Raw genomic sequence first — 23,694 nt, forward strand, 5'->3', positions numbered from 1 at the left:
GGTGGGCGCTTTACAGATTGAAAGCGTCTTCCACCAGCTGGCGCTGCTGTTCAGTATGGACGGACATATAGCCCGCTGCCGGCGCGGCAGAGGCAGGACGTCCTGCAAATTTCAACTCGCGTCCGAGGCCATCTTTAAGCATATCGGCCACTGTACGCATGTGGTGCTGACTGGAGTACCAAGCGCCCTGGTTCAACGGCTCTTCCTGACACCAGACAATATCTTCCACATTGCCATACGCCTGGAGCGCTTCCAGAAGTTCTTCTTTCGGGAAGGGATACAGCTGCTCAAGACGAATGATCGCCGTATCGTTACGCTCATTTTCTGCACGCCAAGCGGCCAGATCATAGTAGACCTTGCCTGAGCACAGAATCGCGCGCGTTACGTTTTCAGCGGCCAGATCCGCTTGATCCGGCAACACCATTTGGAATTTACCGTGAGCAAGATCTTCAAGGCTCGATACCGCTTCCTTGTGACGCAGCAACGACTTGGGCGACATAACAATCAACGGCTTGCGCAGCGGACGAATCACCTGACGACGCAGCAAGTGATAAATCTGCGCAGGTGTCGTCGGCACACAGACCTGCATGTTGTGCTCAGCACACATTTGCAGGAAACGTTCCAGTCGCGCAGACGAGTGCTCTGGACCCTGGCCTTCATAGCCATGGGGTAGCAGCATCGTTAGGCCACATAAACGGCCCCACTTGCTCTCACCAGAAGAGATGAACTGATCAACGACCACCTGTGCACCGTTGAAGAAGTCACCAAACTGGGCTTCCCAAATAACCAGGTCATTCGGCGCAGTGGTGGAATAACCGTACTCAAACGCCAACACAGCTTCTTCTGATAGGAAGGAGTCGTGAATGGTGAAAACCGGCTGACCATCGGCCATGTTTTGCAGCGGCACGTAGGTAGAGCCATCTTTCTGGTTATGAACCACAGCGTGACGGTGCGAGAACGTACCGCGACCCACATCCTGACCAGTAATCCGGATCGGGTGCCCTTGGTCAAGTAACGTGGCGTAGGCCAGCGTTTCAGCAAAGCCCCAGTTCATGGCCATGCCACCGGCCTGCATCTTGCGGCGGTCTTCGTAAATCTTGGCTACCTGGCGCTGCACCTCGACCCCATCCGGAATCTCGCACATTTTCGCAGCCAGTTGCTGAAGACGCTTCATGTCAAAAGACGTATCCGCATCGCCCGTCCACTCATGCCCCAGGTACGGCGCCCAGTCCACAAACAGGGATTGATTGGGCTCCTGAACCAGTGCATTGGCAACGTGGTTACCCGCGACCAGATCATCGCGATACGTTTCCATCATCGCTTTGGCATCATCTTCAGATAGAACGCCCTGGTCAACCAAACGCTTAGCGTAAACCGTACGCGTCGACGCATGATCCTTGATTTTGGCGTACATCAAAGGCTGCGTACCGGACGGCTCATCGGCTTCGTTATGGCCACGGCGACGGTAGCAGACCAGATCAATAACGACGTCTTTTTTGAACTGTTGACGGTAATCCAGCGCCACTTGGGTCGCATGGATAACGGCGTCAGGATCATCACCATTCACATGGAAGATGGGCGCCTGGACCATCTTGGCAATGTCGGTACAGTACTCGGTCGAACGAGCATCCATGGGGTTGGACGTCGTAAAGCCCACCTGGTTATTGATGACGATGTGAATCGTGCCGCCGGTCTTATAGGCCCGGGTCTGAGACATCTGGAATGTCTCCATGACGACGCCTTGACCCGCGAAGGCAGCATCGCCATGAATATTGATGGGTAACACCTTGTCGCCGGCAGGATCCTTGCGGCGGTCTTGGCGCGCGCGTACGGAACCTTCAACAACCGGTGCGACAATTTCCAGGTGCGAGGGGTTGAACGACATGGCCAGGTGGACTTCGCCGCCCGGTGACATGACGTTGGAGCTAAAGCCCTGGTGATACTTCACATCACCAGAACCACGCTCAATCACCTTCTTACCATCAAACTCATCAATCAAGTCAGCCGGGTTTTTGCCCAGAATATTGACCAACAGGTTGAGGCGACCACGGTGCGCCATACCGATAACGACTTCCTTCGTACCATAACCGCCAGCACGCTGGATAAGCTCGTCCATCATGGGTACAAAGACTTCACCACCTTCAAGACCAAAGCGTTTGGTACCTGGATATTTGGATGCCAGGTAAGTTTCCAAACCTTCAGCAGCCGTCAGACGCTCGAGCACATGCTTGCGAACATCGTCACTAAACTTGGGAGCACTGCGCACTGATTCGAAGCGCCGTTGTAGCCAGCGTTTCTCTTCTGTGTCCACGATATGCATGAACTCACAGCCGATGGAGCGACAGTACGTCTTCTCCAGCGCGTCCACGATCTCACGCAGTGGTGCCTTATCAATACCCAGGAAAAACGAACCGGTCTGGAACTCGGTATCAAGATCAGCCTTCGTCAGCTGATGGAATGATAAATCGAGGTCAGGGACGGGGGTAGGATTACGCAGCCCAAGCGGATCGATATCAGCCTTTTGATGACCACGGAAGCGATACGCATTGATCAACTGCAGGACTTTCACCTGCTTTTTGTTCTCACCGCTATCGGCAGCGGCAACTACCCGGCCCGGGCGGCTTTCACGACCTAGCTGGTAGAATTGATCACGAGTCGGGCTTAGTGGAACATCGTGGGAGGCACTGCCCTCGGAACTCGGTAGCTGGTCAAAATAGCTACGCCATTCGTCAGAAACAGCATCTGGATCGGCGAGGTACTGCTCGTAAAGCGCTTCCACGTAGTGGACATTGCCACCACTAACGTGAGAGGAACGCCACATTAACTCCATTATGCCTTGTTGCATCTCTCGGTCACCCTACACTGATGGGGTGGTATCGGCATCGCTGCAAAAAACAACGACATCGCTATTGCCCTGCCGGCGGGGCGGAACATGTACCGGCGGCACCGACCAACGGCCGGAAGCCCTACTTAATTGCTATTTCTTAACTGCTATTTCTTAATTGCTATTCTTACTCAGTTCATGCTCAAAAGCCGGTACTCGCAGCACCGGCTTTTAAACTTGACTGCTCATAAAGTGCGGCGACGCGCCGCACCTTATGACAAGCCCTATGATAACAAGCGAAGCGCCACGATTTAAGTAGTAAAACGAGACTTGTTGCGTGGCAAACGCTTTTTATTGACTCACAAGGCGTTTATGTTGCATCTGCGAGCAGCATTTCGCGAATTTTACCGATGGCCCGCGTCGGATTTAAGCCTTTCGGGCAAACCGCTACGCAGTTCATGATGCCGCGGCAGCGGAACACCGAGAACGGATCTTCCAGGCTGGTCAAACGCTCGCGGGTTGCGGTATCGCGCGAATCCGCCAGGAAGCGGTAAGACTGCAGCAAGCCAGCAGGTCCTACGAACTTGTCCGGGTTCCACCAGAACGACGGGCAAGACGTAGAGCAGCAAGCACACAAGATGCACTCGTACAGGCCATCCAACTTTTCACGGTCTTCGGGCGACTGCAGGCGCTCAATGGCGGGCGCTGGCGTTTCATTTTGCAGGTACGGCTGAATACGCTCGTACTGCTTATAGAAAATCCCCATATCCACAACCATATCGCGGATAACCGGCAGACCAGGCAGCGGGCGCAGGATCAGCTTGTTGTTTTTCACAACATCTGACAGCGGTGTAATACACGCCAGGCCGTTTTTGCCGTTCATGTTCATACCATCAGAGCCGCAAACGCCTTCGCGGCAGCTACGACGGAATGCCAGACCACTGTCCTGTTCTTTCATCATATGAAGAACATCCAGCACCATGACATCGCGCCCTTTGGTATCAACCTGGAACTCCTGCATATAGGGCGCGGAGTCGGTTTCCGGATTGTAACGGTATACGGATACCTGAAGATTGGACATTATAACTCCCTCTCGTCAATGCGGAGTTTAGTAGGTACGAACCTTGGGTTCGAACGTATCAACAGTTTTCGGCTTGAAGTTGACGTCGCGCTGCTTCAGCTCTTTGGTGAGCGGGAAGTAGAGCGAGTGTTTCAGCCAGTTGACGTCGTCACGGTCTGGGTAATCGTAACGTGAATGGGCACCGCGGCTCTCTTTACGCTCAAGGGCAGCAATTGCCGTCGCTTCGGCCACTTCCATCAGGTTATCAAGTTCCAGCGCTTCTACACGGGCCGTGTTGAAAGCATTGGACTTATCAGGCAGGTGAGCATTGGCAATACGGCTGCGCAGGTTGGCAAGCTTCTCAACGCCTTCCAGCATGTTTTTCTCTTCACGGAATACACCGAAAGAGTTCTGCATGATGTCCTGAAGCTCTGCTTTCAGCGCAGGAATGCTCTCACCGCCTTCCGACTCGTTCCAACGAGTAATGCGCTTCATCGCTGATTCAATATCAGACTCGGAGGCATCCAGGTACTCAATACCTTCGTTCAGCGCGCCTTCAATAAACATACCGGCGGCACGGCCAAACACCACCAGGTCCAGCAAGGAGTTTCCGCCCAGACGGTTAGCACCGTGAACAGATACGCACGCTGCTTCACCACAGGCGAACAGACCGTTGATGATCTGGTCGTTGCCGCTTTCGTCCTGCAGAATCGCCTGACCATGAATGTTGGTCGGAATACCGCCCATCATATAGTGGCAGGTCGGCACGACCGGGATCGGGTCTTTCGCTGGATCGACATGAGCAAAAGTCTTTGAAAGCTCAACGATACCAGGCAGACGCTTGCTCAGCACCTCTTCACCCAAGTGATCAAGCTTCAGGAAGACGTGGTCGCCCTTCTCGCCACAACCGCGGCCTTCCAGAATTTCCATGACCATGGAACGCGCAACAACGTCACGACCCGCCAGGTCTTTCGCGTTGGGCGCGTAACGCTCCATAAAGCGCTCGCCGTCTTTATTGATCAGGTAGCCACCTTCCCCGCGGCACCCTTCGGTTACCAGCGTGCCCGCACCGTAAATACCGGTCGGGTGGAACTGCCACATTTCCATATCCTGCATCGGGAAGCCCGCACGCAACGCCATACCGATACCGTCACCCGTATTGATCAGGGCATTGGTGGTAGATGCGTAAATTCGGCCAGCACCGCCAGTCGCCAATACAGTGGCTTTGGATTTAACGTGAACAACTTCGCCAGTTTCAATGCACATGGCGATACAACCCACCACGTCACCGTTGCCATTCTTCACCAGATCAACCGCGTACCACTCATTCAAGAACGTTGTATTGTTCTTAAGGTTGTTCTGGTAAAGCGTGTGCAGCAGTGCGTGACCGGTACGGTCTGCCGCCGCGCAAGTACGCGCCGCCTGGCCGCCTTCACCGAAATTCTTGGACTGGCCACCGAACGGACGCTGATAGATGCGGCCGTTATCAAAGCGCGAAAACGGCAGGCCCATGTGCTCAAGTTCAAATACAGCTTTCGGGCCTTCAGAGCACATATACTCCGACGCGTCCTGGTCAGCGATATAGTCGCCGCCTTTAACAGTGTCGTACATGTGCCAGCGCCAATCGTCATTGGGATCAGAAGACGCGATAGCGCAGGTAATACCGCCCTGGGCAGAGACAGTGTGAGAGCGTGTCGGGAAGACTTTGGAAAGGACGGCTGTTTGTTTACCGGACTTCGCCAGTTCTAAAGCAGCGCGCAGGCCAGCGCCACCGCCACCGATAATAATGGCGTCAAACGTCAGGCTACGAAGGTTAGACATTTATCAAGCTCCCCACAGAATTTGAATGCCCCAAACCAGGTACACGAAGATAGCCAGAATAATCAGCGTCTGGGCACCTACGCGCAGGCCAGTGGACTTAAGGTAATCAGTGGTTACGGTCCACAAGCCAATCCAGGCATGTGCTGCAATGGATATAAAAGCCAGCAATGAGAAGATCCGCATCCACGTTTGGTTAAACAGGCCGCTCCAGGTGTAGTAGTCAAGGTCTGGATTAAACAACAGATAGGCCACCATAAAGACCGTGTAAACGGCCAGCACCACCGCAGACACACGCTGCATCAGCCAATCAGACAGTCCGCTTCGGCCAAAACTTGTGACGTTGGTTACCATACCCAAACTCCTGCCAGAATAATTAGAACGGCACTCACCACAACGGTGATCTGTGCTTTTTGCACACCACCTTCTAGTGTCACACCAATATCGGCATCCATTAACAGGTGTTTAATCCCTGCTACAAAATGGAACGCCAGCGCAGAAAGCAGTCCCCAAGCAATGAACTTGGCCAATAAATTATTGGCAAGTGCGCTGCTAACGGCATCAAAGCCTGCTGGAGATGAAAGTGACTTACCCAACGCCCAAAAAGCGAACACCAGGCCAACGAACAGAATAACCCCCGTAATACGGTGGGCAATCGACGTCAGTGCCGGAAGTGGGAAGTGTATCGTTGTTAGATCTAAATTTACGGGTCGTTTGCTATTCACGGCTTATACACACTCTCTTGGCCCGCTCTGCGACAGGTCGGGCATAGCCCGAGCGGGCAGTGGTTGCTGGAAGGGGCTCGGCCGTTTGCCAAGTCGGGCACGACCACCTACCTGCCGGTCGCGCGCCGTGGATTATAAGAACCTTCGCCCCTGCTGACAAACCGAACTCGGACCTAACTCAATTATGTTGCAAAAAAAAGCAGCCCGCCCGAGTCGATTTTGCAATGCAGCATCGATATAGTGACAGAGTCACGATAATTTGATAAGCCTGTTAAGGATTCGTCAAATCTCTGACACCTGGTTACTATAGCTATCATTTGCCATATACAAAAATTGTCTAAGATAATAATTTTGCATAACCATACACGCACCACCCATGCCTAGCGCTTTGCATAATTGACAAAATGTCGCGCGCTCTTATAGTGGGCAAACCTTTTCGCCGGCGCGGCATGCGAAACAATGACTTTACGTCCCAACCCGAATCCGAAAGGAGGCCAACATGGCTGACAGGAAAGCAACATTGACGGTAGACGGTCTTGATAAAACGATCGAACTACCCATGTACTCCGGCACCCTTGGCCCAGACGTTATTGATGTCCGTGGCTTAGGTGCGGAAGGCCTGTTCACCTACGACCCTGGCTTTATGGCCACCTCTTCTTGCCAATCTGCCATCACCTATATTGACGGCGGCAAAGGCGTACTGCTGCATCGCGGCTACCCTATTGACCAACTGGCTAAAGAGTCCAACTTTGTTGAACTGAGCTATACCCTGCTTTTTGGTGAACTGCCCAACGACGAGCAGTACACGGACTTCGCTGCACGCATTCGTAATCACACGATGGTGCACGACCAAATCAACAACTTCTTTAAAGGGTTTCGCCGCGACGCGCATCCCATGTCAATTATGTGCGGCGTCGTAGGCGGCCTTGCGGCGTTCTACCATGACCACATGGATATCACTAAAGAAGAAGACCGCACTATTAGTGCTATTCGCCTGATCGCCAAAATGCCTACTCTGGCGGCCATGTCGCACAAGTATAATGTTGGTCAGCCGTTTAATTACCCGCGCAACGACCTGAGTTATGCAGAGAATTTCCTCTACATGATGTTCAGCAACCCGTGCGAAGAGTACAAGATCAACCCGGTTTACGCGAAAGCGATGGATCGCATTTTCATGCTACATGCCGACCATGAGCAGAATGCTTCCACCTCTACCGTACGCTTGGCAGGCTCGACCGGCGCCAACCCCTTTGCCTGCATTAGCGCTGGCATTGCGGCACTATGGGGCCCGGCACACGGCGGTGCGAACGAAGCCGTACTGGCGATGCTTGATGAGATTGGCGACGACTCTGAAGAGAACATCCAACGCTTCATTGATAAGGCAAAAGACAAGGAAGACCCGTTCAAGCTAATGGGCTTTGGTCACCGCGTGTATCGCAACTTTGATCCCCGCGCCAAGGTAATGAAAGAGACCTGCGACGAAGTACTCGCCGAGCTGGGCATGGCGAACGACCCGCAGCTTAAAATTGCCAAACGCCTAGAGCAAATTGCGCTTGAAGACGAATACTTCATCGAGCGCAAGCTTTACCCGAACGTCGACTTCTACTCTGGCATTATTTTGAAAGCGATGGGCATCCCCACCAATATGTTCACGGTGATCTTTGCCGTATCACGCACGATTGGCTGGATCTCCCATTGGAACGAAATGTTGAGCGAAAGCTATAAAATTGGTCGTCCGCGCCAGCTTTACACTGGCCATGACCAACGCGATTACCCGTCGAAATAATTTTCGATGGTTTAATCTTCAAGAAGGCCACCCACGGGTGGCCTTCCTTGTTTAAGCGTCTCTGCTTGTATATGACCGCTCTCCAAGCCTAATAACTCCCGCAAGCCCATCCCTCTAAACATGTTCGAATACGTGCGCTAGACGCGCATTCTGACCTCATTAACACGGCATCCAACAACGCCTCTCCAAACGCGTATGCTTCACCTCATCAATAGACGAAAACGCCAGTCAAAAAGCGAGCAAAAGGCCGTAATAGCGCTTGACTTTTTTAAGAGCCAGGTTGGAAAAATGTTTTCCACACTATCTGTGGATAACCTTGTTCATAACCTCTCACAAATGCCCCTGAATCGCCATGAACAGTGACCTCCCCTTAAATTGGTCATTTTTTGACCTCATGTAAGCCATTGTTTTTAAACAAGATAAGTTAATTCGAATATTTTTCGCGGGTGCAGCACGGGGTTGTGCACAACCTTTAGCAAGGACCACCAAAAGTGGACAAGTCAAGCGAAAATACCACAAATAAAGTGAGGATTTAGCGGCTCAGCTAGATAACAGGCAGGAAAAAACGCAGCAAATGAAAGAGTTCATTACTACATCAATATGGGGATAGAAGAGTATAAAAGAGATGGCGTCCCATAGGGGGTTCGAACCCCTGTTACCGCCGTGAAAGGGCGGTGTCCTGGACCACTAGACGAATGGGACGTTACGACAAACAAACTAAATGGTGGAGCCTAGCGGGATCGAACCGCTGACCTCAACACTGCCAGTGTTGCGCTCTCCCAGCTGAGCTAAGGCCCCACATGTCCTGAAGACGGAGCGTATAATACTGATTACGCTCGTCTTCGTCAAGCGCATTAATACCCCAGAAAAACGCCAGACGCCTAACGTCAATGGAGAATGGCGTTTCCTGCAGCCATTAGCTGAACGACTTACAGATCGCGGTACTCTTTTTCAAAACGTTTCGCTTGTTTCTTGGAAACGCCACCCAGCACATCAATAGCGTTGCGCAGACGCGCACGAGTGATATCGGACCCCAGAATCGCCATAGCATCCATAACAGACGTGCTTGAGCTACTGCCTGTAATCGCAATAAAAATAGGCGCCAGGAATACTTTCATTTTAAGCTCGAAATACGCTGACAAGCTCTTTACTTCGGCCAGCAACGCTTCTTTATCCCAAGCAGGTAGTACCTCGAAGCGCCAGACCAGGAACTGCAGCAATTTCACTAACTCATCTTTCTCCAGCTTAATACTGGCGAAGTCATCTTCTGTAAGCGTAGGTAAGCCTGAGAAGAAGTGCCCGGCTAGCGGCATGATTTGTGAAAGTGTTTCTACGCGTGGACGTACCTGGGGCAAAATCTGCCTTACATAGGCATCATTAAACGCCCATTCGCGCAGCGCAGTAAGCAGCGCATCATCATCCAGGTCCTCGCGGATATAAACGCCGTTGAGCCAGGTAAGCTTCTCAAGATCAAACACCGGGCCGCCCAGCGATACACGCTGAATATCAAACTCGGCCATCATATCGGGTAAGCTAAATTTCTCGCGCTCATCCGGCATGGACCAGCCCATACGGCCAAGGTAATTGGTAACCGCTTGAGGTAAAAAGCCCATCCGACGATAGAAATTAATCGACGTGGGATTTTTACGTTTGGACAGCTTGGATTTGTCGGGATTACGCAAAAGCGGCATATGGCATAGCTCAGGCATTTCCCAACCAAAGTATTCATATAACAGCTGGTGTTTGGGTGCAGAGTTAATCCATTCTTCGCCACGCAGCACATGCGTGATTTCCATTAAATGGTCATCTACCACATTCGCCAAATGGTAAGTAGGCATGCCGTCCGACTTGAGCAGTATCTGCGCGTCAACTTGTGCCCACTCCACTTCAATCGTACCGCGCAGCATATCGTTTACTACACAGACACCTTCGCTGGGCACGTTCATACGCACGACATAAGGCCAGCCTTCCTGCTGCCGGCGTGCAGCTTCTGCGTCATCCAAAGCCAGGTCACCCGGCTTGAGCGCCAGATGCAAGCCTGCTGCCTTACGCGACTCACGCAGCTCATCCAGCTCTTCTGCAGTGCGGTAGCATTTAAACGCATGGCCAGCGTCCAGCAACTGTTGAGCATGCTGCGCATAAATATCGCCACGTTCGCTTTGGCGGTACGGACCGCGTGGGCCGCCCACGTCAGGCCCCTCATCCCACTCCAACCCAAGCCAGCGCAAGGAGTCCAGAATCATCTGCTCTGACTCAGGCGTTGAGCGTACGCGGTCCGTATCTTCAATGCGCAAAATAAACTGCCCGCCATGCTGACGCGCAAAGCATAAATTGAACAGCGCAATATACGCCGTGCCAACGTGGGGATCCCCCGTCGGGGAAGGTGCAATGCGAGTACGAACGGTCATCAAGACATCCTTATAGCGAGAAAGCGTAGCGATATTATACCTACCCTACGCATAACCAACAGCGCTGTAGATGGAACGACTTTCATATTTAAGCGTCTTACAAAAAGTAATACGGTTATAAGATTACAAGATGCGCGACACTGAACAATCGCTTAGTATGGCGCGGCATCGATGATCGGCGATCATGCTTATAAAAAGTGCTTAAACGCACTAAGCGTGCTCACATCGCTGCAACTGTGGTTGAAGTAAACTTAACGAGCTTACACAGCTCAATTATAGGAAATCGAAATGGAATCGCTAGGCTCACGTATTAAGCAATTGCGTCTTAGGGCCAAGCTCAACAAAGCTGCCCTAGCACGTAACGTTGGCGTGTCGGATGTTACTATTTCCTACTGGGAATCAGGTGCAATTAAACAAATTGGTCACGAGCGTTTGGTCGCTCTAGCCGAGGCGTTGGATTGTTCACTTGCTACCTTGCTGGAAGGCGACACCGCCCCTCAACTGTTGACGTTGAAACACACTGGCCCCCTCCCCTGGGAACAGGTGCAAGCAACGACAATTACCGTTCCACACCATTTAGCGTTAAATATCGACTGGAAAGCACCCTGTGTTATGGCAACGCCAGATTCAGGCACTGACTTTTCACCCGTCGCAGCCAATGATTTACTGCTGCTGGGCCCGACGCACGTATTTCATAAAGCCGGGCATTATCTTGTCAGTCGCGATGAGCGTTTTGTACTTGAGCACTTTGCAAAAGCGCCTTCTGACGTAGAAATACATGCGGTACTGTTAGCCCATTGGCGTTCTGTCTAAAGCATCTACATCCCCGTAAATGTTAATGCACTTCCACCTGGTCACGTGTTCGTCTTGGTTCCTCCCCCACCAAGAAACGGCGTGAGTAGGTGGCCACTTGACCCAACCCATGGCGGGATTGGCTAACCAGCTCTCCCGCCAAATTCTCCCCGCGATTACCGATCACGGCTTGTACGGTTTGAGGCTGCACACTGGCTTCGGAAAGCTGCACCTGTACGATATAGCCACCATCCGGCAAACCGCTCCCTGAACCAAATGGACCGGCAATAAAGCCTCCGTCACTAACCCGCGCACGCGCCCTCCAGCGCACACGACTCACTTCGCGCTCGACAATAACCTGCACCTGCGCCTGATCAGGTAGATTGGTTTCTCCCTCCACCATCAGGCGCCGATCAGGACGCAAGGCAACCGATGTCGAAATAGCGACTTCCAAGGGTACGATGGTCGCAGGCTCTTCCGCTACAGAAGCGTCAGCCGGTTGCGTGCTGGTAGCTGTCTGTTCAGATACATTACTCGGGGGTTCATCTTCGGAACCGCTGCATCCTGCAGCCGACATCGTCACCACCATTAATAGGCCAAAGCCCGTTTGTCGCGTATACCCTGTTCGTAACTTACACATAGTGCTTCCTCAAAAACGGCGGCTTCCAGATTATCACTGCCACCTGCTGGTAGCAGTGAATTTGATCACTCATGAAGCATCAGGAAGAGGAGAGATGGCAGTCATAAGCAAGGTGCCGTTTGGGCTACTTCATTTCAAAGCCACGCTGAATCAAGAAGTCGCGCATATGGGGTCGTAGTTTGTTATCAAACAGCGGCTTCAGGTTTTGTGACCAATCGGTGTCTTTATTGCCACTGCTACGCGACTGATAATACGCCTGCATGGTGTCATCAAACGCTTGCACCTGCGCACTGTCGTCGCTGTAGTAGTCTTCTTTTAAGATCGCTTCAACCGGCAGGCGGGGCTTTACCTCCGGCTCATGAGACGGATAGCCAAGGCACATACCAAATACAGGGTAAACATGCTCAGGCAGCTTTAACAGATCGCTAACCGCTTGGGGGTTATTGCGAATACCGCCAATATAACAGATGCCCAGCCCTTCTGATTCAGCAGCTGTCGCAACATTCTGCGCCATTAAAGCAGTATCTACCGTGGCTACCAACAGCTGTTCTGTCATCCCTCGAACAACGTTGGAACCCGCCCGCTCAGATGCCTCGGTTGGGCGCTTCATATCAGCACAGAAGACCAGAAAGTCCGCACAGCTGGCAATATAAGGCTGGCCACCCGCTAACTCAGCAATCTGCTCGCGATTAGCCGGATTTGTAACATGAATAACCGTATAGGCTTGAACATGACTGGACGTTGCCGCGCCTTGACCCGCCTGGATAAGTTCGATCAGAAGCTCTCGTGCAATCGGCTGATCCTTGAATTTTCGAACTGAACGGTGGGATTTCAAGAGTTTAATAACGTCGTTCATGGTACCTCGCCTTTATAAATCAGTATCGCTTATCAAACACCAGGGTTTGTACGAAAAGTCGCTGAGCGAAGACCAGACAAGGCAAAAATCAGCGAAAAAACGGAGTTTACATGGGTAAATGAGTATTTTGAGCTGATTTTTAACGCCGTATGGTCGAGCGCAAGCAGTTTTCGTACAAAGCCTAGAATCGCACAGTCGCACGCTAATAGCCTACTGCTAAACGCTTTTATCCAATAAGCGCAAACATGGGCTTGCTTAGCGAAGCTGGCTGTCTTTACTACCTCGGCGATTATAGCTGCTAGCGTTCGACTGTTTTTTGTCGTGCTCGTTCTGGCAAACAACGCATAGCCGAACCCCGGGGACTGCAAGGCGGCGCGCCTCAGGAATCACCTCATCGCACTCTTCACAATACTTACGGCTTTTGCCCTGCGGCAGCCGACTGCGGGCAAGCTCGACAGCATCATCCAGTGTTCTTTCGATTTGCTCTTGTTCGGCACCCTCTTTTGCCCATCCGCCTGCCATTATTGAATTCCCTACTCGCTGGTTTATCTATCAAGGTAGCAGCTATCGGCAGGTCACGAATATGCCACTAATGGAATCGCTTAGCGTTAAGAAATTTTCTTTACATACAAGGATGTTGTAGCGCTTCAGGCTATACTCTTTGATAATCCCCTGATGAAACATATCGATGCCAGGAAGCTGCCATGAATAACATTAAATCTGATGCCTATGGTCAAGAGTGGAATGCTGGACAATATGCGGAAAATGCCCATTTTGTTCCCAAATTAGGCAGTGACGTCGTAAAGCTGCTCTCGCCACAGCCAGGCCAGCGCATTTTGGATCTGGGCTGCGGTGACGGCGCATTAACCGAACGTTTAATGCATCTTGGTGCTGATGTATTAGGCATTGACTCATCAGAGGAAATGGTGACAGCCGCACGTCAACGCGGCGTTACTGCTCGCGTTGTTGATGCCCATGAGCTTCCGTTTGACCACGAATTTGATGCCGTTTTCAGTAACGCCTCACTGCATTGGATGCTGGACCCTCAGGCTGTTCTTTCTGGCGTTAAGCGTGCTTTAAAACCGGGTGGGCGGTTCGTGGCTGAGTTTGGCGGGCACGGTAATGTCGCGGCTATTTGTACCGCGCTCATTGCTTCGCTTCAGTTTCGGGGTATTAGCGCTCGCGGTCGGCACCCTTGGTATTTTCCGACCACGGAAGAGTACGCGCACCTGCTGCAAACGGTTGGTTTTCAGGTAGATTCAATTGAGCTGCTTCCGCGCCCTACCGCGTTACCGGCGGGGATGACAGGCTGGCTTGAAACCTTCGCCAATCCGTTTTTACATGGATTAGAAGATGATCTTCGAGACTCAATTATGGATAACACCATGATTCTTCTTGGCCATAGCTTAAAAGATGGCCAAGGAAACTGGACAGCAGATTATGTCCGCTTACGCGTCTCGGCCCACGTATAGCCTGTTACAGCCACCTGCCAGAGCAACATGCTTTGTAGCCCTGGCAGGCATCCAGCCCCGTTCTTAAAACAGCTAGAGTAGTTAAAACAGTTAAAACGCGTCCCACTCCTCAGCTGCGCTCTCTTTAGCAATACTTTCTCTACCAACGCCCTCTTTGCCAACGCTCTCTTTTATGACGGCTGTTTTCGCAGGCAGTTGGTTTGATGAGGTGGCAGGTGCTTGCTCATCTAGCCGAAACGTCGCTATCAACGTGGCTAACTGCTGCGCCTGGTCTTCAAGCGCGCTGGCTGCACTACTGGTTTGTTGCACCAGGGCAGCATTTTGCTGCGTGACCGAGTCCATTTCAGTGAGTGCGGCATTAATCTGTTCAATGCCCCCATCCTGCTCACGACTTGCCGTGGATATCTCGCTCATCAACGTGGTTACCTGCCCAATCGCCTGCACCGTTTGTTGAATCGTATGCCCACTGCGTTCAGCCTGTTCCGCGCCGCCGTTAATTTGTGATGTTGTTTGCCCAATCAAGTCACGAATTTCTTTGGCGGAGGCGGCACTGCGCGTAGCCAATGAGCGCACCTCACTGGCAACAACCGCAAACCCACGCCCCTGCTCCCCGGCTCTAGCAGCTTCAACCGATGCATTAAGTGCCAGGATATTGGTTTGAAAAGCAATCGAGTCAATAACCCCGATAATGTCGTTAACGCGGCTTGCGCTGGCTGCAATGTCACGCATCAACTGTACCGTGCGCTGCACTTCTTCGCCGCTAGCTTCCGCTGATTGAGAGGCAGCAATCGACAGCTGGTCTGCAGTGTGAGCGGTTTCTGCGTTTTTGCTCACGGTCGCTGACATTTGCTCCATGCTCGAAGCTGTTTGCTGCAGCGCAGATGCCTGCTGCTCAGTGCGCGAAGAGAGGTCCTGACTTCCCGATGAGATATCGCCCGCGCCATTAAAAACGCTCTCGCTGCTACTGCGTAGAGAGTGCACCAGTGCTTTCAGCTTGGCCTGCATGTCCGCCAGGGCGCTGAACAATTGGCCCACCTCGTTACGCCCTCGCGCTTCAATGCGGTCGGTCAAGTCTCCTTCGGCAATGGTGGCAAAATGCGCTATTGCCTGGTTAAGTGGGCGCACGACGCTGTGCATCATAGCCATACGGATAATAGTGGCGGCCACTAACGAAAGGATGAGCAGCGCTAATGCAATCACGCCGACCGTTTGGGTCAAATTCCCCACCTGCTCGATCACGCGCTGCCCCCGTGCCTCGGTGTAAGCGATAAAACCGTTCATGGCCTCATCCAGCCGTACACCACTCTCGCCTAATTCCTCCTGGTGACGCTGCACCTGGAACGGCGGAGCCTCCAGCAGGGGCACAATGCCGTCGGTAACAAATGCCTCGTAGCTTAAAACAACAGCCTCACGGTAGCCGGCAAGCTCACTCTCTTCTGGCACCGACAGCGCACTGAATTCATCAAAATTCGCTTGGGCCATTGCTACGGCCTCAATCGCCAGTTGGAGGCTTTCCAGGCCTTTATCAGGATTGCCTTGCGTACTGAAGCTTGCAAAACGGTCCAGGAACGTTTGTGCTCTGAGTGCATTGACTTGGGTACGGTTGGCGAGATTGGTTAACCGAACATTGACATCGGCTAACTCCTCAAGCGCTCGGCCGCTGGTGTGATTGGCATAAAACCCCAATCCACTTATCAGTCCTATCATCAATACCATCAGCGCGAGCGCTGCGGTCAAAGTCCACTTAATAGAGAGATGTCTCATCCAACTGATTCCCTTGCCGTTTATGGTTGTTCATTACTATCGGCAAGAGTAAACCAAGCTGAAGTACTTTATGTGCCACTATCGACCTATGTATAACTAAAAGGTATAAAAAAACCCACCATGGCTTAGGCCACGATGGGTAAATACCGACGCTTTTTTAAGCAGCAGTATTTTTAAGGGTTGCCATATCAATCACGAAACGATAACGCACATCGCCTTTCGCCATGCGCTCAAACCCTTCGTTGATATTATTGATATCCAACATTTCGATATCACACGTGATGTTTTGCTCAGCACACAGTGTTAAAAGTTCTTGTGTTTCAGCAATGCCACCAATTAAAGAACCTGCCACGACACGACGCTTGAATACCAGGTTGAAGGCTTCCACAGGAGGCTCGATAGGCTCCAGCAAACCAACAAGAATATGCGTACCGTCGTATTTAAGCGCCTTTAGGTAAGGATTTAGGTCGTGCTGAACGGGTACGGTATCCATCATGAAGTCAAAGCTCTCAGCCACGGTTTCCATCTGTGCTGGGTCGCTTGAAACCACCACATGGTCGGCGCCATTACGCCTGGCTTCTTCTACTTTGGCATCGGAACGGGTAAAGACGGTCACTTCTACGCCAAGTGCTTTGGCCAGTTTCACAGCCATATGGCCCAAACCGCCCATACCGATAACGCCCAGCTTATGTCCTTTGCCGATACCAAAGTGCTTAAGCGGCGAATAGGTAGTGATACCTGCGCACAAAATAGGGGCTGCAGAGGCAAGGTCAATGCCATCAGGCATGCTCAACACGAAATGTTCGCTCACCACGATGCTATCGGAATAACCACCCTGGGTAATCGTGCCGTCTTGGCGGTCTTCACTACCGTAGGTCATGGTGGACCCTTCCAGGCAGTACTGTTCAACGCCACCATTACAGGCACTACAGGTGCGGCAAGAATCAACCATGCAGCCAACGCCCACTAAATCGCCTGCTTTAAAACGGCTCACCTGACTGCCTACCGAGGTGACTCGGCCTACAATTTCATGCCCCGGCACGACCGGGTATTGGCTCATGCCCCAATCGTTCTGAGCAAAGTGCAGGTCGCTATGGCAAACACCGCAGTAAAGAATTTCTATGGCGACATCATCGGCACGCGGTTGACGACGCTCGAATGAAAAAGGCGCTAACGGTTTATCCGCCGCAAAGGCAGCGTAGGATTTAGCTTGGCTCATCAGATACAACTCCTTAAATCGGTGATCCTCGTGACCGTGAGGACGCCTGACCATTATTCGCCGATTAAACCGCAATAACGATGAGCGAAGCTCCGTATTTTTTGCCTATTCCTCCAAATAACTGTGATTAAATAACAAAAATAAACCGATATTATGGCACTATTATCCGAAGCCACCCATTTTTGCACGTTTCAGGCAGGTCTTCATGAGCTCGCTGCTTCCTACCTACCCGCCCTTGGCGCGCACTATTGCAGCGCTAACCCAGGCAGACGGCATCACCCAGACGCATCTACCGGGCGTCTCGCTGCTGTGTTTGGGGCGCCATCAAGCTCGCACTCCGTTACTGTACGAGCCCAGCTTGACCGTTATCGCTCTGGGCCGGAAAGTGGGCTATCTGGGAGATCGTGAAATTCACTACAACCCCGGCCACTACCTGGTACAGACCCTGCCGCTGCCGTTTGAGTGTGAAACTCATGGCTCACCCGAAGCACCACTACTGGGTATTTCAGTAAAGCTGGATCCGCCCCTGTTAAGCGAGATGGTCATGGCCATGGGCGATGCCGGCACACCCGCCCTTTCTCCCAAGCCCATGGCATCCGTTGCCATGACAGAAGGTATGCAGCATGCCGTTGCCCGCTTGGCAAACACGCTGAAATGCGAAACAGAGTGTGCGGTCATGGGGATGTCGCGCATCCGCGAGGTGGTTTTCGAGGCGCTGAAAGGAGAACAGGGGCCCGCACTCAGGGCGCTGGTGAACGGCCAAGGGCACTATTCACGCATTGCGCAGGTGCTATCGAAGCTTCACGTAAACTTCGCCGATGAGTTTACGGTTGAACAGCTGGCTCAGCGAGCCAGCATGAGCGTTTCGACGTTCCATCACTATTTCAAGCAGATTACTCGCACCTCGCCAGCCCAGTACCTAAAGCGGCTGCGGTTGATAAAAGCCCAGCAGCTTCTGTCGCAGCAGGGCCATAATGTCAACCAGGCGGCATTGGCGGTCGGCTATCGTAGCGTGCCGCAATTCAGCCGTGACTATAAACGCTACTTTGGCGAATCTCCCCTGCAACATCGTCGCCAAGAGCAGATGTTGCAGGGGTAGTTATCGCTTACTTGGCTAGCTCACTGGCGAAATTACTTTGCAGACTTACTTTGCAAAGATTTGGCTCTTGTCCTTGAACGCCTTGAACTCTAGCGCGTTGCCACAGGGGTCGAGCAGGAACATGGTGGCTTGCTCGCCCACTTCACCTTTAAAGCGTACGTAAGGCTCAATCACAAAGACGGTGTTGCGTGACGTCAAGCGCTCGGCAAGTGTTTCCCACTCCTCCCACTCTAAAATTACGCCGAAATGCGGCACCGGTACGTCGTGGCCATCTACCGGGTTGGTATGGGCATTCTCTTGGCTGGGCGTTTTAGGGTGGCCGTGAATTACTAGTTGGTGACCAAAAAAGTTGAAGTCGACCCAGTTGTCACTGGAGCGCCCTTCTTCCAGACCAAAAACGTCGTTGTAAAAAGCCCGGGCTAGCGCTACATCGTAAACCGGGATGGCCAAATGAAAGGGGGAAAGGCTCATAGTGGTCTCCTGCTCGCTCTCGTTATGTAATGAGTGACACGAAGTGCCAACCCGCGATGGTCATCCTAGGCCGAGCCTTATAAAAATAAAATCAATATCTTTTTCGCCAATTCACAAATATTATTTATTAATGATACGAGAGCTTAAAACCCTAACAGCCGTCGCTCAAGAAGGTACCTTTGCCTCGGCAGGCCAGAAAATTGGCTTAACGCAAGCGGCTGTTAGCGCACAGATGAAACGGCTGGAAGCACAGCTGGGCGTTACCCTGTTTGCCCGAAAAGGGCGTGCGGCGGTATTAACGGCGCAAGGCCAGGACGTTCTTCAACAGGCGCATACCCTACTCGCCCTTTATCGGACACTTGGCGAAGCCAATACCGACAAGCCTGCCAGCACGCCGGTGAACATAGGCGCTATTGCCTCCATTCAGCGCTCGCTACTGCCCAGTGCCTTGGCTCGTTTTCACCGAGCCTATCCCGACTGCCGGAGCCGCGTGTTGCCGGGGCTCTCCATGGCGCTGGTCAATCAGGTGGATGCAGGCGAGCTTGATATGGCGGCCATTATTCGCCCGCCTTTCTCACTGCACAGCGATTTACGCTGGACACCACTGGCCCATGAACCTTACCGCCTAATCGTCCCGGCCTTAACGGAAGGCGATGATTGGCGCAAGCTGCTCAGCCGCGAGCCTTTTGTGCGTTACGACCGCACCTCGTTTGGCGGCCGCCAAGTCGACCGCTTTTTACGCGCCCAGCACTGTCATGTGCATGAGCTGTGTGAGGTGGACGAGCTGGATACCATTATCCAATTGGTGGCCAACGGCGTGGGCATTGCCCTGGTGCCAGAGGTAGCCGCCCTGCAGCCCTGGCCACCAGCGGTGCGCGCCATCCCGCTGAGTGAACATACGTTTCATCGGGATGTAGGATTGATTCATCGCGCAAACAGCCAGTTAAGTGCCCCAGCCCACGCGCTTGCCCAGCTGATTTGTGAAGCTGCCAATCCTCACTATTGAATCCAAAAAAACGCTAGCCCCTTAAAAAGGGGCTAGCGTTATCGACCGCACCTGACATGGCACGCTAGTGCGTTCAGGTTTGAGTAAGCAAAACCTTACAGAACAACTTCTTCTGTTTCAGTGTCCTGCTCTTCGCTTTGTGCATCAGCGTTTTCGTCAGCGCTGCTCTCATCACCGGCATCAGAGGCTTCTGATTCAGGCTGCGCGCTTTCAACTTCCGTTTGAACGTCTGTGTCTGTTTCAGCAACGTTCATCGGCTCGTTCAGCTTAAGCGCTTCTGCTGTGTATACCCGCATTTCACGCAGCAGCTCCGGATTTTCAGAAAGACGCTGGCCGTAAGACGGTACGATTTCGGTCAGCTTTTCCTGCCACGCATCGCTTTGCACTTGCTCAGCAAACACGTTTTCCAGCAAATGCAGCATAATGGGCGGCGCGGTTGAGGCACCGGGTGAAGCCCCCAGAAGCGCAGCGATTGAGCCGTCTTCAGCACTTACTACTTCAGTACCAAACTGCAGCAGGCCGCCATGTTCAGGGTCGTTCTTGATGATTTGAACCCGCTGACCGGCGGTCCAAAGCTTCCAGTCATCGCTGTTCGCTTCAGGGAAAAAGTCCTGCAGCGCTTCAAAGCGGTCGTCATCGGACATCATTACCTGACCCACCAGGTAGCTCACCAGATTGAAGTTATGCAACCCCACCTGGGTTGTCGGCCAGATATTATTAAATGTTATGGAGCCAAACAGGTCGGTCCAGGAGCCTTCTTTCAAGAACTTGCTTGAGAACGTGGCAAATGGACCAAAAAATAGCGCAGGCTCGCCATCCAAGTTGCGGAAGTCCAGGTGCGGAACCGACATCGGCGGAGAACCTTCACCGGCTTTGCCATACACCTTGATCTGGTGCTGGGCGACAACCTCAGGGTTGGTGGTGTAAAGGAACTGGCCACCCACCGGGAAACCGGCGTAAGCGTCCGCTTCCGGAATACCGGATTCCTGAAGCAGCGGCAGCGCAGCACCGCCCGCACCAATGAACACAAACCGGGAATCGATGGTGGTTTCATCACCGCTTTCCAGGTTTTTGATCGTCACGTGCCAGGTATCGTCGTCATTACGCTCAAGACCGCGCACTTCACTGTTAAGCGAAAGCGTGAAGTTATCGCTATCGCCCAGGCCTTCAACCATCTGGCGAGTCTGCGCGCCGTAGTTAACTTCCGTACCCATCTGCATACGAGTCGCGGCAACCGGCGTGTTCTCATCACGACCAGCCATCACCAGCGGCATCCACTCAGCGATTTCCTGGCGATCTTCCGAGTATTCCATGCCTTCATAAAGCGGGTTTTCGGTCATGCGTGCGTAGCGTTCGCGTAGGAAAGCGACATCGTCTTCCCCCCACACCAGCGCATGATGCGGCACCGAATTAATAAAGGCTTTCGGGTCGCTCAGGATGCCCTGATCGACCTGGTGGGCCCAGAACTGGCGGGAGATTTCAAACTGCTCGGTAACGTTAACCGCACGCTCAATTTCAACGTGGTCGCCATCACCCGGCGTATAGTTCATTTCCATGAAGGCAGAGTGACCGCTGCCTGCGTTGTTCCAGGCATTGGAACTCTCTTCAGCGACCTGGCCCAAGCGCTCGTAAAGATGGATATCCCAGTCGGGTTCTAATTCTTGAAGATAGGTACCTAGTGTGGCGCTCATGATGCCGCCACCAATTAATACAACATCAACAGGCTCATCCGCCGCAACGGGCATCGCTGCAAACGCTAAAAGCGGTGTGCAGAGTAAAAAACGTAAATGTTTATGCATGTCATATCCTGACGATACAGAAATAACTTGCCGAAGCTATAATTGCCCGGCATCGAGGGGGGTATTGACTTCGACTAAAGTCTAGCAAAATTAGATCTTTTCGGAAACCAATGCGATAGACACGCACAAAGGAAAGTAAGACATGAGACCTGAAGACCTTGAAAAACTGGTAACTCGCACCATGCCGTTTGGCAAACACCAGGGCTGGCTCATTGCCGACTTGCCGGGGCCCTACCTTAACTGGTTTGCGCGGGAAGGTTTTCCATCGGGAGAGATTGGCCAACTGCTGCAACTAATGCAGGAAATTGACCATAATGGGTTAAGCGACTTGCTGGAGCCGTTACGCAAGCCGTCCAAGTAAGGTTACGCGTTTGAGCGCGACGCCAATACCTGCTGATATTCATGACGATACGCCTTGGCATGTTGCGTGGCGTCATCGGGAAAGCGCCCCAGCGCTACGGCCAGCTCAAAAAAACCAGCAGCGGGCATATTATCGCCCCGGCGGCTTACCACCAGCGCGGCGATAAACGGCTGATGGGCAGCAGCATCATCGCGCATCAGCTGCTCTAGCGCCTGAGCCACCCGCTGAATAGTACGTGGAGGTGTCAGACCCAACGCCGCAGCCACTTGCTGATAGGTGATCGGTAATGTTTTTTCGGGTGCCGTGGTGAGTAATTGGCGCACGGCAGTCGCAACATCTGTCATAAAAACCCTGTTAATGTCTGTCTCACGTACTGTCTCACCTACTGTCTCACGTACTGGCTTTATCGCTACTCACTATCACGCTGAGACGGTCAGTGATTAGTGAACCTGGCGGCGCCTGGAGCGGCCTTCACGCACGAGTATCTCCTCAGCATCCAGCGTCGCAATCGGTATTTCATGCGGAGTGGGAATATCTCCCGTTAGTTGAAGCGCCTGATAGCGTAGCGCACACACGCGTAAAAACGAGGTGAAGTTGCCCAGGTCGTGTCCGGCATCGATAGATTCATGATACAGGCGAGTAATCAGTTGAGCCGTATTCATACCATCACGCGTGGCGATCTCTTCCAAAATAAGCCAGAAGTAGTGCTCCATTCGCACGCTCGTCACCATGCCATCAATACGCAGTGAATGCGTCGCACTGGACCATAATTCAGGATTGGCGTGAATAAAGAGTTTGCACATGGGTGTGATCTCTTAACGTTCAGGTAAGCCGTTAGCATAGCGGGCAAATACGCTACGCGCCTAATGTCTGCTAGGTGCATGTCTGTTAGGTAGGCGCGTAAGCTTTGCTTTGTATGATGATGCTAACGGCCCAGCGCTCACTGGTTTAGCAGCGCCATAAATTGAGCAAGCCAAGCTGGGTGGGCTGGCCAAGCGGGCGCCGTCACCAGATTGCCATCGGTTACCGCCTCATTTACCTCAATGCTGGCGAAATGCCCGCCTGCCAACTCAACTTCTGGCTGGCAAGCCGGGTATGCAGAACACTGCCTGCCTTTGAGCACGTTTGCAGCGGCTAGCAATTGCGCGCCGTGGCAAATCGCAGCGACAGGCTTATTGGCTTCAAAAAAGTGCCGAACCATCGCCAACACATCCTGATTCAAGCGTAGGTATTCCGGAGCACGTCCGCCGGGCACCACCAGCGCATCATAGTCAGCGGGATCAATACGCTCAAAATCAGCATTGAGCGCAAAGCGGTGGCCAGGTTTTTCAGAATAGGTTTGATCACCTTCGAAATCATGGATCGCTGTCGCCACGGTGTCGCCCGATGCCTTGCCAGGGCAAACGGCATCAACCTGATGACCAACAGCCATCAATGTCTGGAAAGGCACCATGGTCTCGTAATCTTCAGTAAAGTCGCCGGTAATCATCAGAATGCGCTTGCTGGTCATCTCCGTACTCCTTCTTGTTTTGTCGTTGCGCACACGCTGCGTGTGCCAAACAAGCCTAGCAAGCACGTTTTCGATAGCGGTAGT

General features: G+C 52.6%; 22 protein-coding genes and 2 tRNA genes. 6 read left to right on the top strand and 18 right to left on the bottom strand.

All coding sequences use genetic code 11. The annotated features are described in order from the left end of the window. Positions 1–10: 10 nt before the first annotated feature. The 5 genes from FKN99_RS07110 to sdhC all read right to left on the bottom strand — a co-directional run bounded on the left by FKN99_RS07110 (position 11) and on the right by sdhC (position 6,427). Positions 11–2,845, bottom strand: coding sequence for a 2-oxoglutarate dehydrogenase E1 component (locus tag FKN99_RS07110; protein ID WP_172117208.1), 2,835 nt, complete (start codon positions 2,843–2,845; stop codon positions 11–13). A 349-nt stretch (positions 2,846–3,194) separates the two neighbouring features. Then, positions 3,195–3,905 (bottom strand): succinate dehydrogenase iron-sulfur subunit, encoded by a 711-nt coding sequence (locus tag FKN99_RS07115; protein WP_087106268.1) that lies wholly within the window; start codon positions 3,903–3,905, stop codon positions 3,195–3,197. 27 nt (positions 3,906–3,932) lie between these two features. After that, positions 3,933–5,705, bottom strand: coding sequence for a succinate dehydrogenase flavoprotein subunit (gene sdhA / locus FKN99_RS07120; protein ID WP_172117209.1), 1,773 nt, complete (start codon positions 5,703–5,705; stop codon positions 3,933–3,935). 3 nt (positions 5,706–5,708) lie between these two features. Then, entirely contained in the window at positions 5,709–6,056 is a 348-nt protein-coding gene (sdhD, locus tag FKN99_RS07125) for a succinate dehydrogenase, hydrophobic membrane anchor protein (RefSeq protein WP_172117210.1), read from the bottom strand. Further along, the gene (sdhC, locus tag FKN99_RS07130; protein WP_087106275.1) at positions 6,050–6,427 is read right to left on the bottom strand and encodes a succinate dehydrogenase, cytochrome b556 subunit; all 378 of its coding nucleotides are present in this window, start codon (positions 6,425–6,427) and stop codon (positions 6,050–6,052) included. The genes sdhD and sdhC overlap by 7 nt, the downstream gene beginning before the upstream one ends. A 499-nt stretch (positions 6,428–6,926) precedes the next feature. Here sdhC and gltA point away from each other — a divergent pair, with 499 nt between their 5' ends. Beyond that, on the top strand, positions 6,927–8,213 hold the full coding sequence (gene gltA / locus FKN99_RS07135; RefSeq protein WP_172117211.1) for a citrate synthase: 1,287 nt from the start codon (positions 6,927–6,929) through the stop codon (positions 8,211–8,213). Positions 8,214–8,839: 626 nt separating this feature from the next. Here the strand turns inward: gltA and FKN99_RS07140 are convergent. The 3 genes from FKN99_RS07140 to gltX form a co-directional block, all read right to left on the bottom strand. Next, positions 8,840–8,915, bottom strand: a tRNA-Glu gene (locus tag FKN99_RS07140). Between the two features lie 20 nt (positions 8,916–8,935). Beyond that, a tRNA-Ala gene (locus FKN99_RS07145) sits at positions 8,936–9,011 on the bottom strand. A 131-nt stretch (positions 9,012–9,142) separates the two neighbouring features. Beyond that, positions 9,143–10,621: a glutamate--tRNA ligase gene (gene gltX / locus FKN99_RS07150; RefSeq protein WP_172117212.1), complete on the bottom strand. Its 1,479-nt coding sequence runs from the start codon at positions 10,619–10,621 to the stop codon at positions 9,143–9,145. A 288-nt stretch (positions 10,622–10,909) separates the two neighbouring features. On the opposite strand from gltX, the gene FKN99_RS07155 reads away from it, so the two are divergent. Further along, positions 10,910–11,434: a helix-turn-helix domain-containing protein gene (locus tag FKN99_RS07155; RefSeq protein ID WP_087106281.1), complete on the top strand. Its 525-nt coding sequence runs from the start codon at positions 10,910–10,912 to the stop codon at positions 11,432–11,434. 22 nt (positions 11,435–11,456) lie between these two features. Here FKN99_RS07155 and FKN99_RS07160 read toward each other — a convergent pair whose 3' ends face one another. From FKN99_RS07160 to FKN99_RS07170, 3 genes are all read right to left on the bottom strand, one after another. Further along, positions 11,457–12,053: a hypothetical protein gene (locus tag FKN99_RS07160; RefSeq protein ID WP_226912096.1), complete on the bottom strand. Its 597-nt coding sequence runs from the start codon at positions 12,051–12,053 to the stop codon at positions 11,457–11,459. 124 nt (positions 12,054–12,177) lie between these two features. After that, the gene (gene nfsA / locus FKN99_RS07165) at positions 12,178–12,909 is read right to left on the bottom strand and encodes an oxygen-insensitive NADPH nitroreductase (protein WP_172117213.1); all 732 of its coding nucleotides are present in this window, start codon (positions 12,907–12,909) and stop codon (positions 12,178–12,180) included. 255 nt (positions 12,910–13,164) lie between these two features. Then, positions 13,165–13,431 carry a DksA/TraR family C4-type zinc finger protein gene (locus tag FKN99_RS07170; RefSeq protein ID WP_172117214.1) on the bottom strand — a complete coding sequence of 89 codons (267 nt, stop codon included), beginning with the start codon at positions 13,429–13,431 and terminating at the stop codon, positions 13,165–13,167. A 182-nt stretch (positions 13,432–13,613) separates the two neighbouring features. On the opposite strand from FKN99_RS07170, the gene FKN99_RS07175 reads away from it, so the two are divergent. After that, complete coding sequence (locus FKN99_RS07175; RefSeq protein WP_172117215.1) at positions 13,614–14,381, top strand: class I SAM-dependent methyltransferase; 768 nt, start codon at positions 13,614–13,616, stop codon at positions 14,379–14,381. Positions 14,382–14,471: 90 nt separating this feature from the next. Here the strand turns inward: FKN99_RS07175 and FKN99_RS07180 are convergent, their stop codons facing one another. Further along, positions 14,472–16,145 carry a methyl-accepting chemotaxis protein gene (locus tag FKN99_RS07180; protein ID WP_172117216.1) on the bottom strand — a complete coding sequence of 558 codons (1,674 nt, stop codon included), beginning with the start codon at positions 16,143–16,145 and terminating at the stop codon, positions 14,472–14,474. A gap of 157 nt (positions 16,146–16,302) precedes the next feature. After that, a complete protein-coding gene (locus tag FKN99_RS07185) occupies positions 16,303–17,364 on the bottom strand; it encodes an NAD(P)-dependent alcohol dehydrogenase (protein WP_172117217.1) in 1,062 nt (353 codons plus the stop codon). 205 nt (positions 17,365–17,569) lie between these two features. Between FKN99_RS07185 and FKN99_RS07190 the strand changes: the two genes are divergently transcribed. Continuing rightward, the gene (locus tag FKN99_RS07190) at positions 17,570–18,463 is read left to right on the top strand and encodes an AraC family transcriptional regulator (protein WP_172117218.1); all 894 of its coding nucleotides are present in this window, start codon (positions 17,570–17,572) and stop codon (positions 18,461–18,463) included. Positions 18,464–18,508: 45 nt separating this feature from the next. Here FKN99_RS07190 and FKN99_RS07195 read toward each other — a convergent pair whose 3' ends face one another. Continuing rightward, positions 18,509–18,934: a VOC family protein gene (locus FKN99_RS07195; RefSeq protein WP_172117219.1), complete on the bottom strand. Its 426-nt coding sequence runs from the start codon at positions 18,932–18,934 to the stop codon at positions 18,509–18,511. Between the two features lie 130 nt (positions 18,935–19,064). Here FKN99_RS07195 and FKN99_RS07200 point away from each other — a divergent pair, with 130 nt between their 5' ends. Next, positions 19,065–19,940, top strand: coding sequence for a LysR substrate-binding domain-containing protein (locus tag FKN99_RS07200; protein ID WP_172117220.1), 876 nt, complete (start codon positions 19,065–19,067; stop codon positions 19,938–19,940). A gap of 95 nt (positions 19,941–20,035) precedes the next feature. Here FKN99_RS07200 and mqo read toward each other — a convergent pair whose 3' ends face one another. Then, a complete protein-coding gene (gene mqo, locus FKN99_RS07205) occupies positions 20,036–21,739 on the bottom strand; it encodes a malate dehydrogenase (quinone) (RefSeq protein ID WP_172117221.1) in 1,704 nt (567 codons plus the stop codon). Between the two features lie 142 nt (positions 21,740–21,881). On the opposite strand from mqo, the gene FKN99_RS07210 reads away from it, so the two are divergent. Beyond that, a complete protein-coding gene (locus FKN99_RS07210; RefSeq protein ID WP_172117222.1) occupies positions 21,882–22,100 on the top strand; it encodes a DUF3820 family protein in 219 nt (72 codons plus the stop codon). Between the two features lie 2 nt (positions 22,101–22,102). Here the strand turns inward: FKN99_RS07210 and FKN99_RS07215 are convergent, their stop codons facing one another. The 3 genes from FKN99_RS07215 to FKN99_RS07225 all read right to left on the bottom strand — a co-directional run bounded on the left by FKN99_RS07215 (position 22,103) and on the right by FKN99_RS07225 (position 23,610). Further along, entirely contained in the window at positions 22,103–22,444 is a 342-nt protein-coding gene (locus tag FKN99_RS07215) for a hypothetical protein (protein ID WP_172117223.1), read from the bottom strand. A gap of 96 nt (positions 22,445–22,540) precedes the next feature. After that, a complete protein-coding gene (locus FKN99_RS07220; protein WP_172117224.1) occupies positions 22,541–22,903 on the bottom strand; it encodes a ribbon-helix-helix domain-containing protein in 363 nt (120 codons plus the stop codon). 137 nt (positions 22,904–23,040) lie between these two features. Then, a complete protein-coding gene (locus tag FKN99_RS07225) occupies positions 23,041–23,610 on the bottom strand; it encodes a DJ-1/PfpI family protein (protein ID WP_172117225.1) in 570 nt (189 codons plus the stop codon). Positions 23,611–23,694: the final 84 nt, after the last annotated feature.

The organism is Halomonas hibernica (assembly GCF_013183775.1).
In the GTDB taxonomy this organism is placed as follows: Bacteria; Pseudomonadota; Gammaproteobacteria; order Pseudomonadales; family Halomonadaceae; genus Vreelandella; species Vreelandella citrativorans.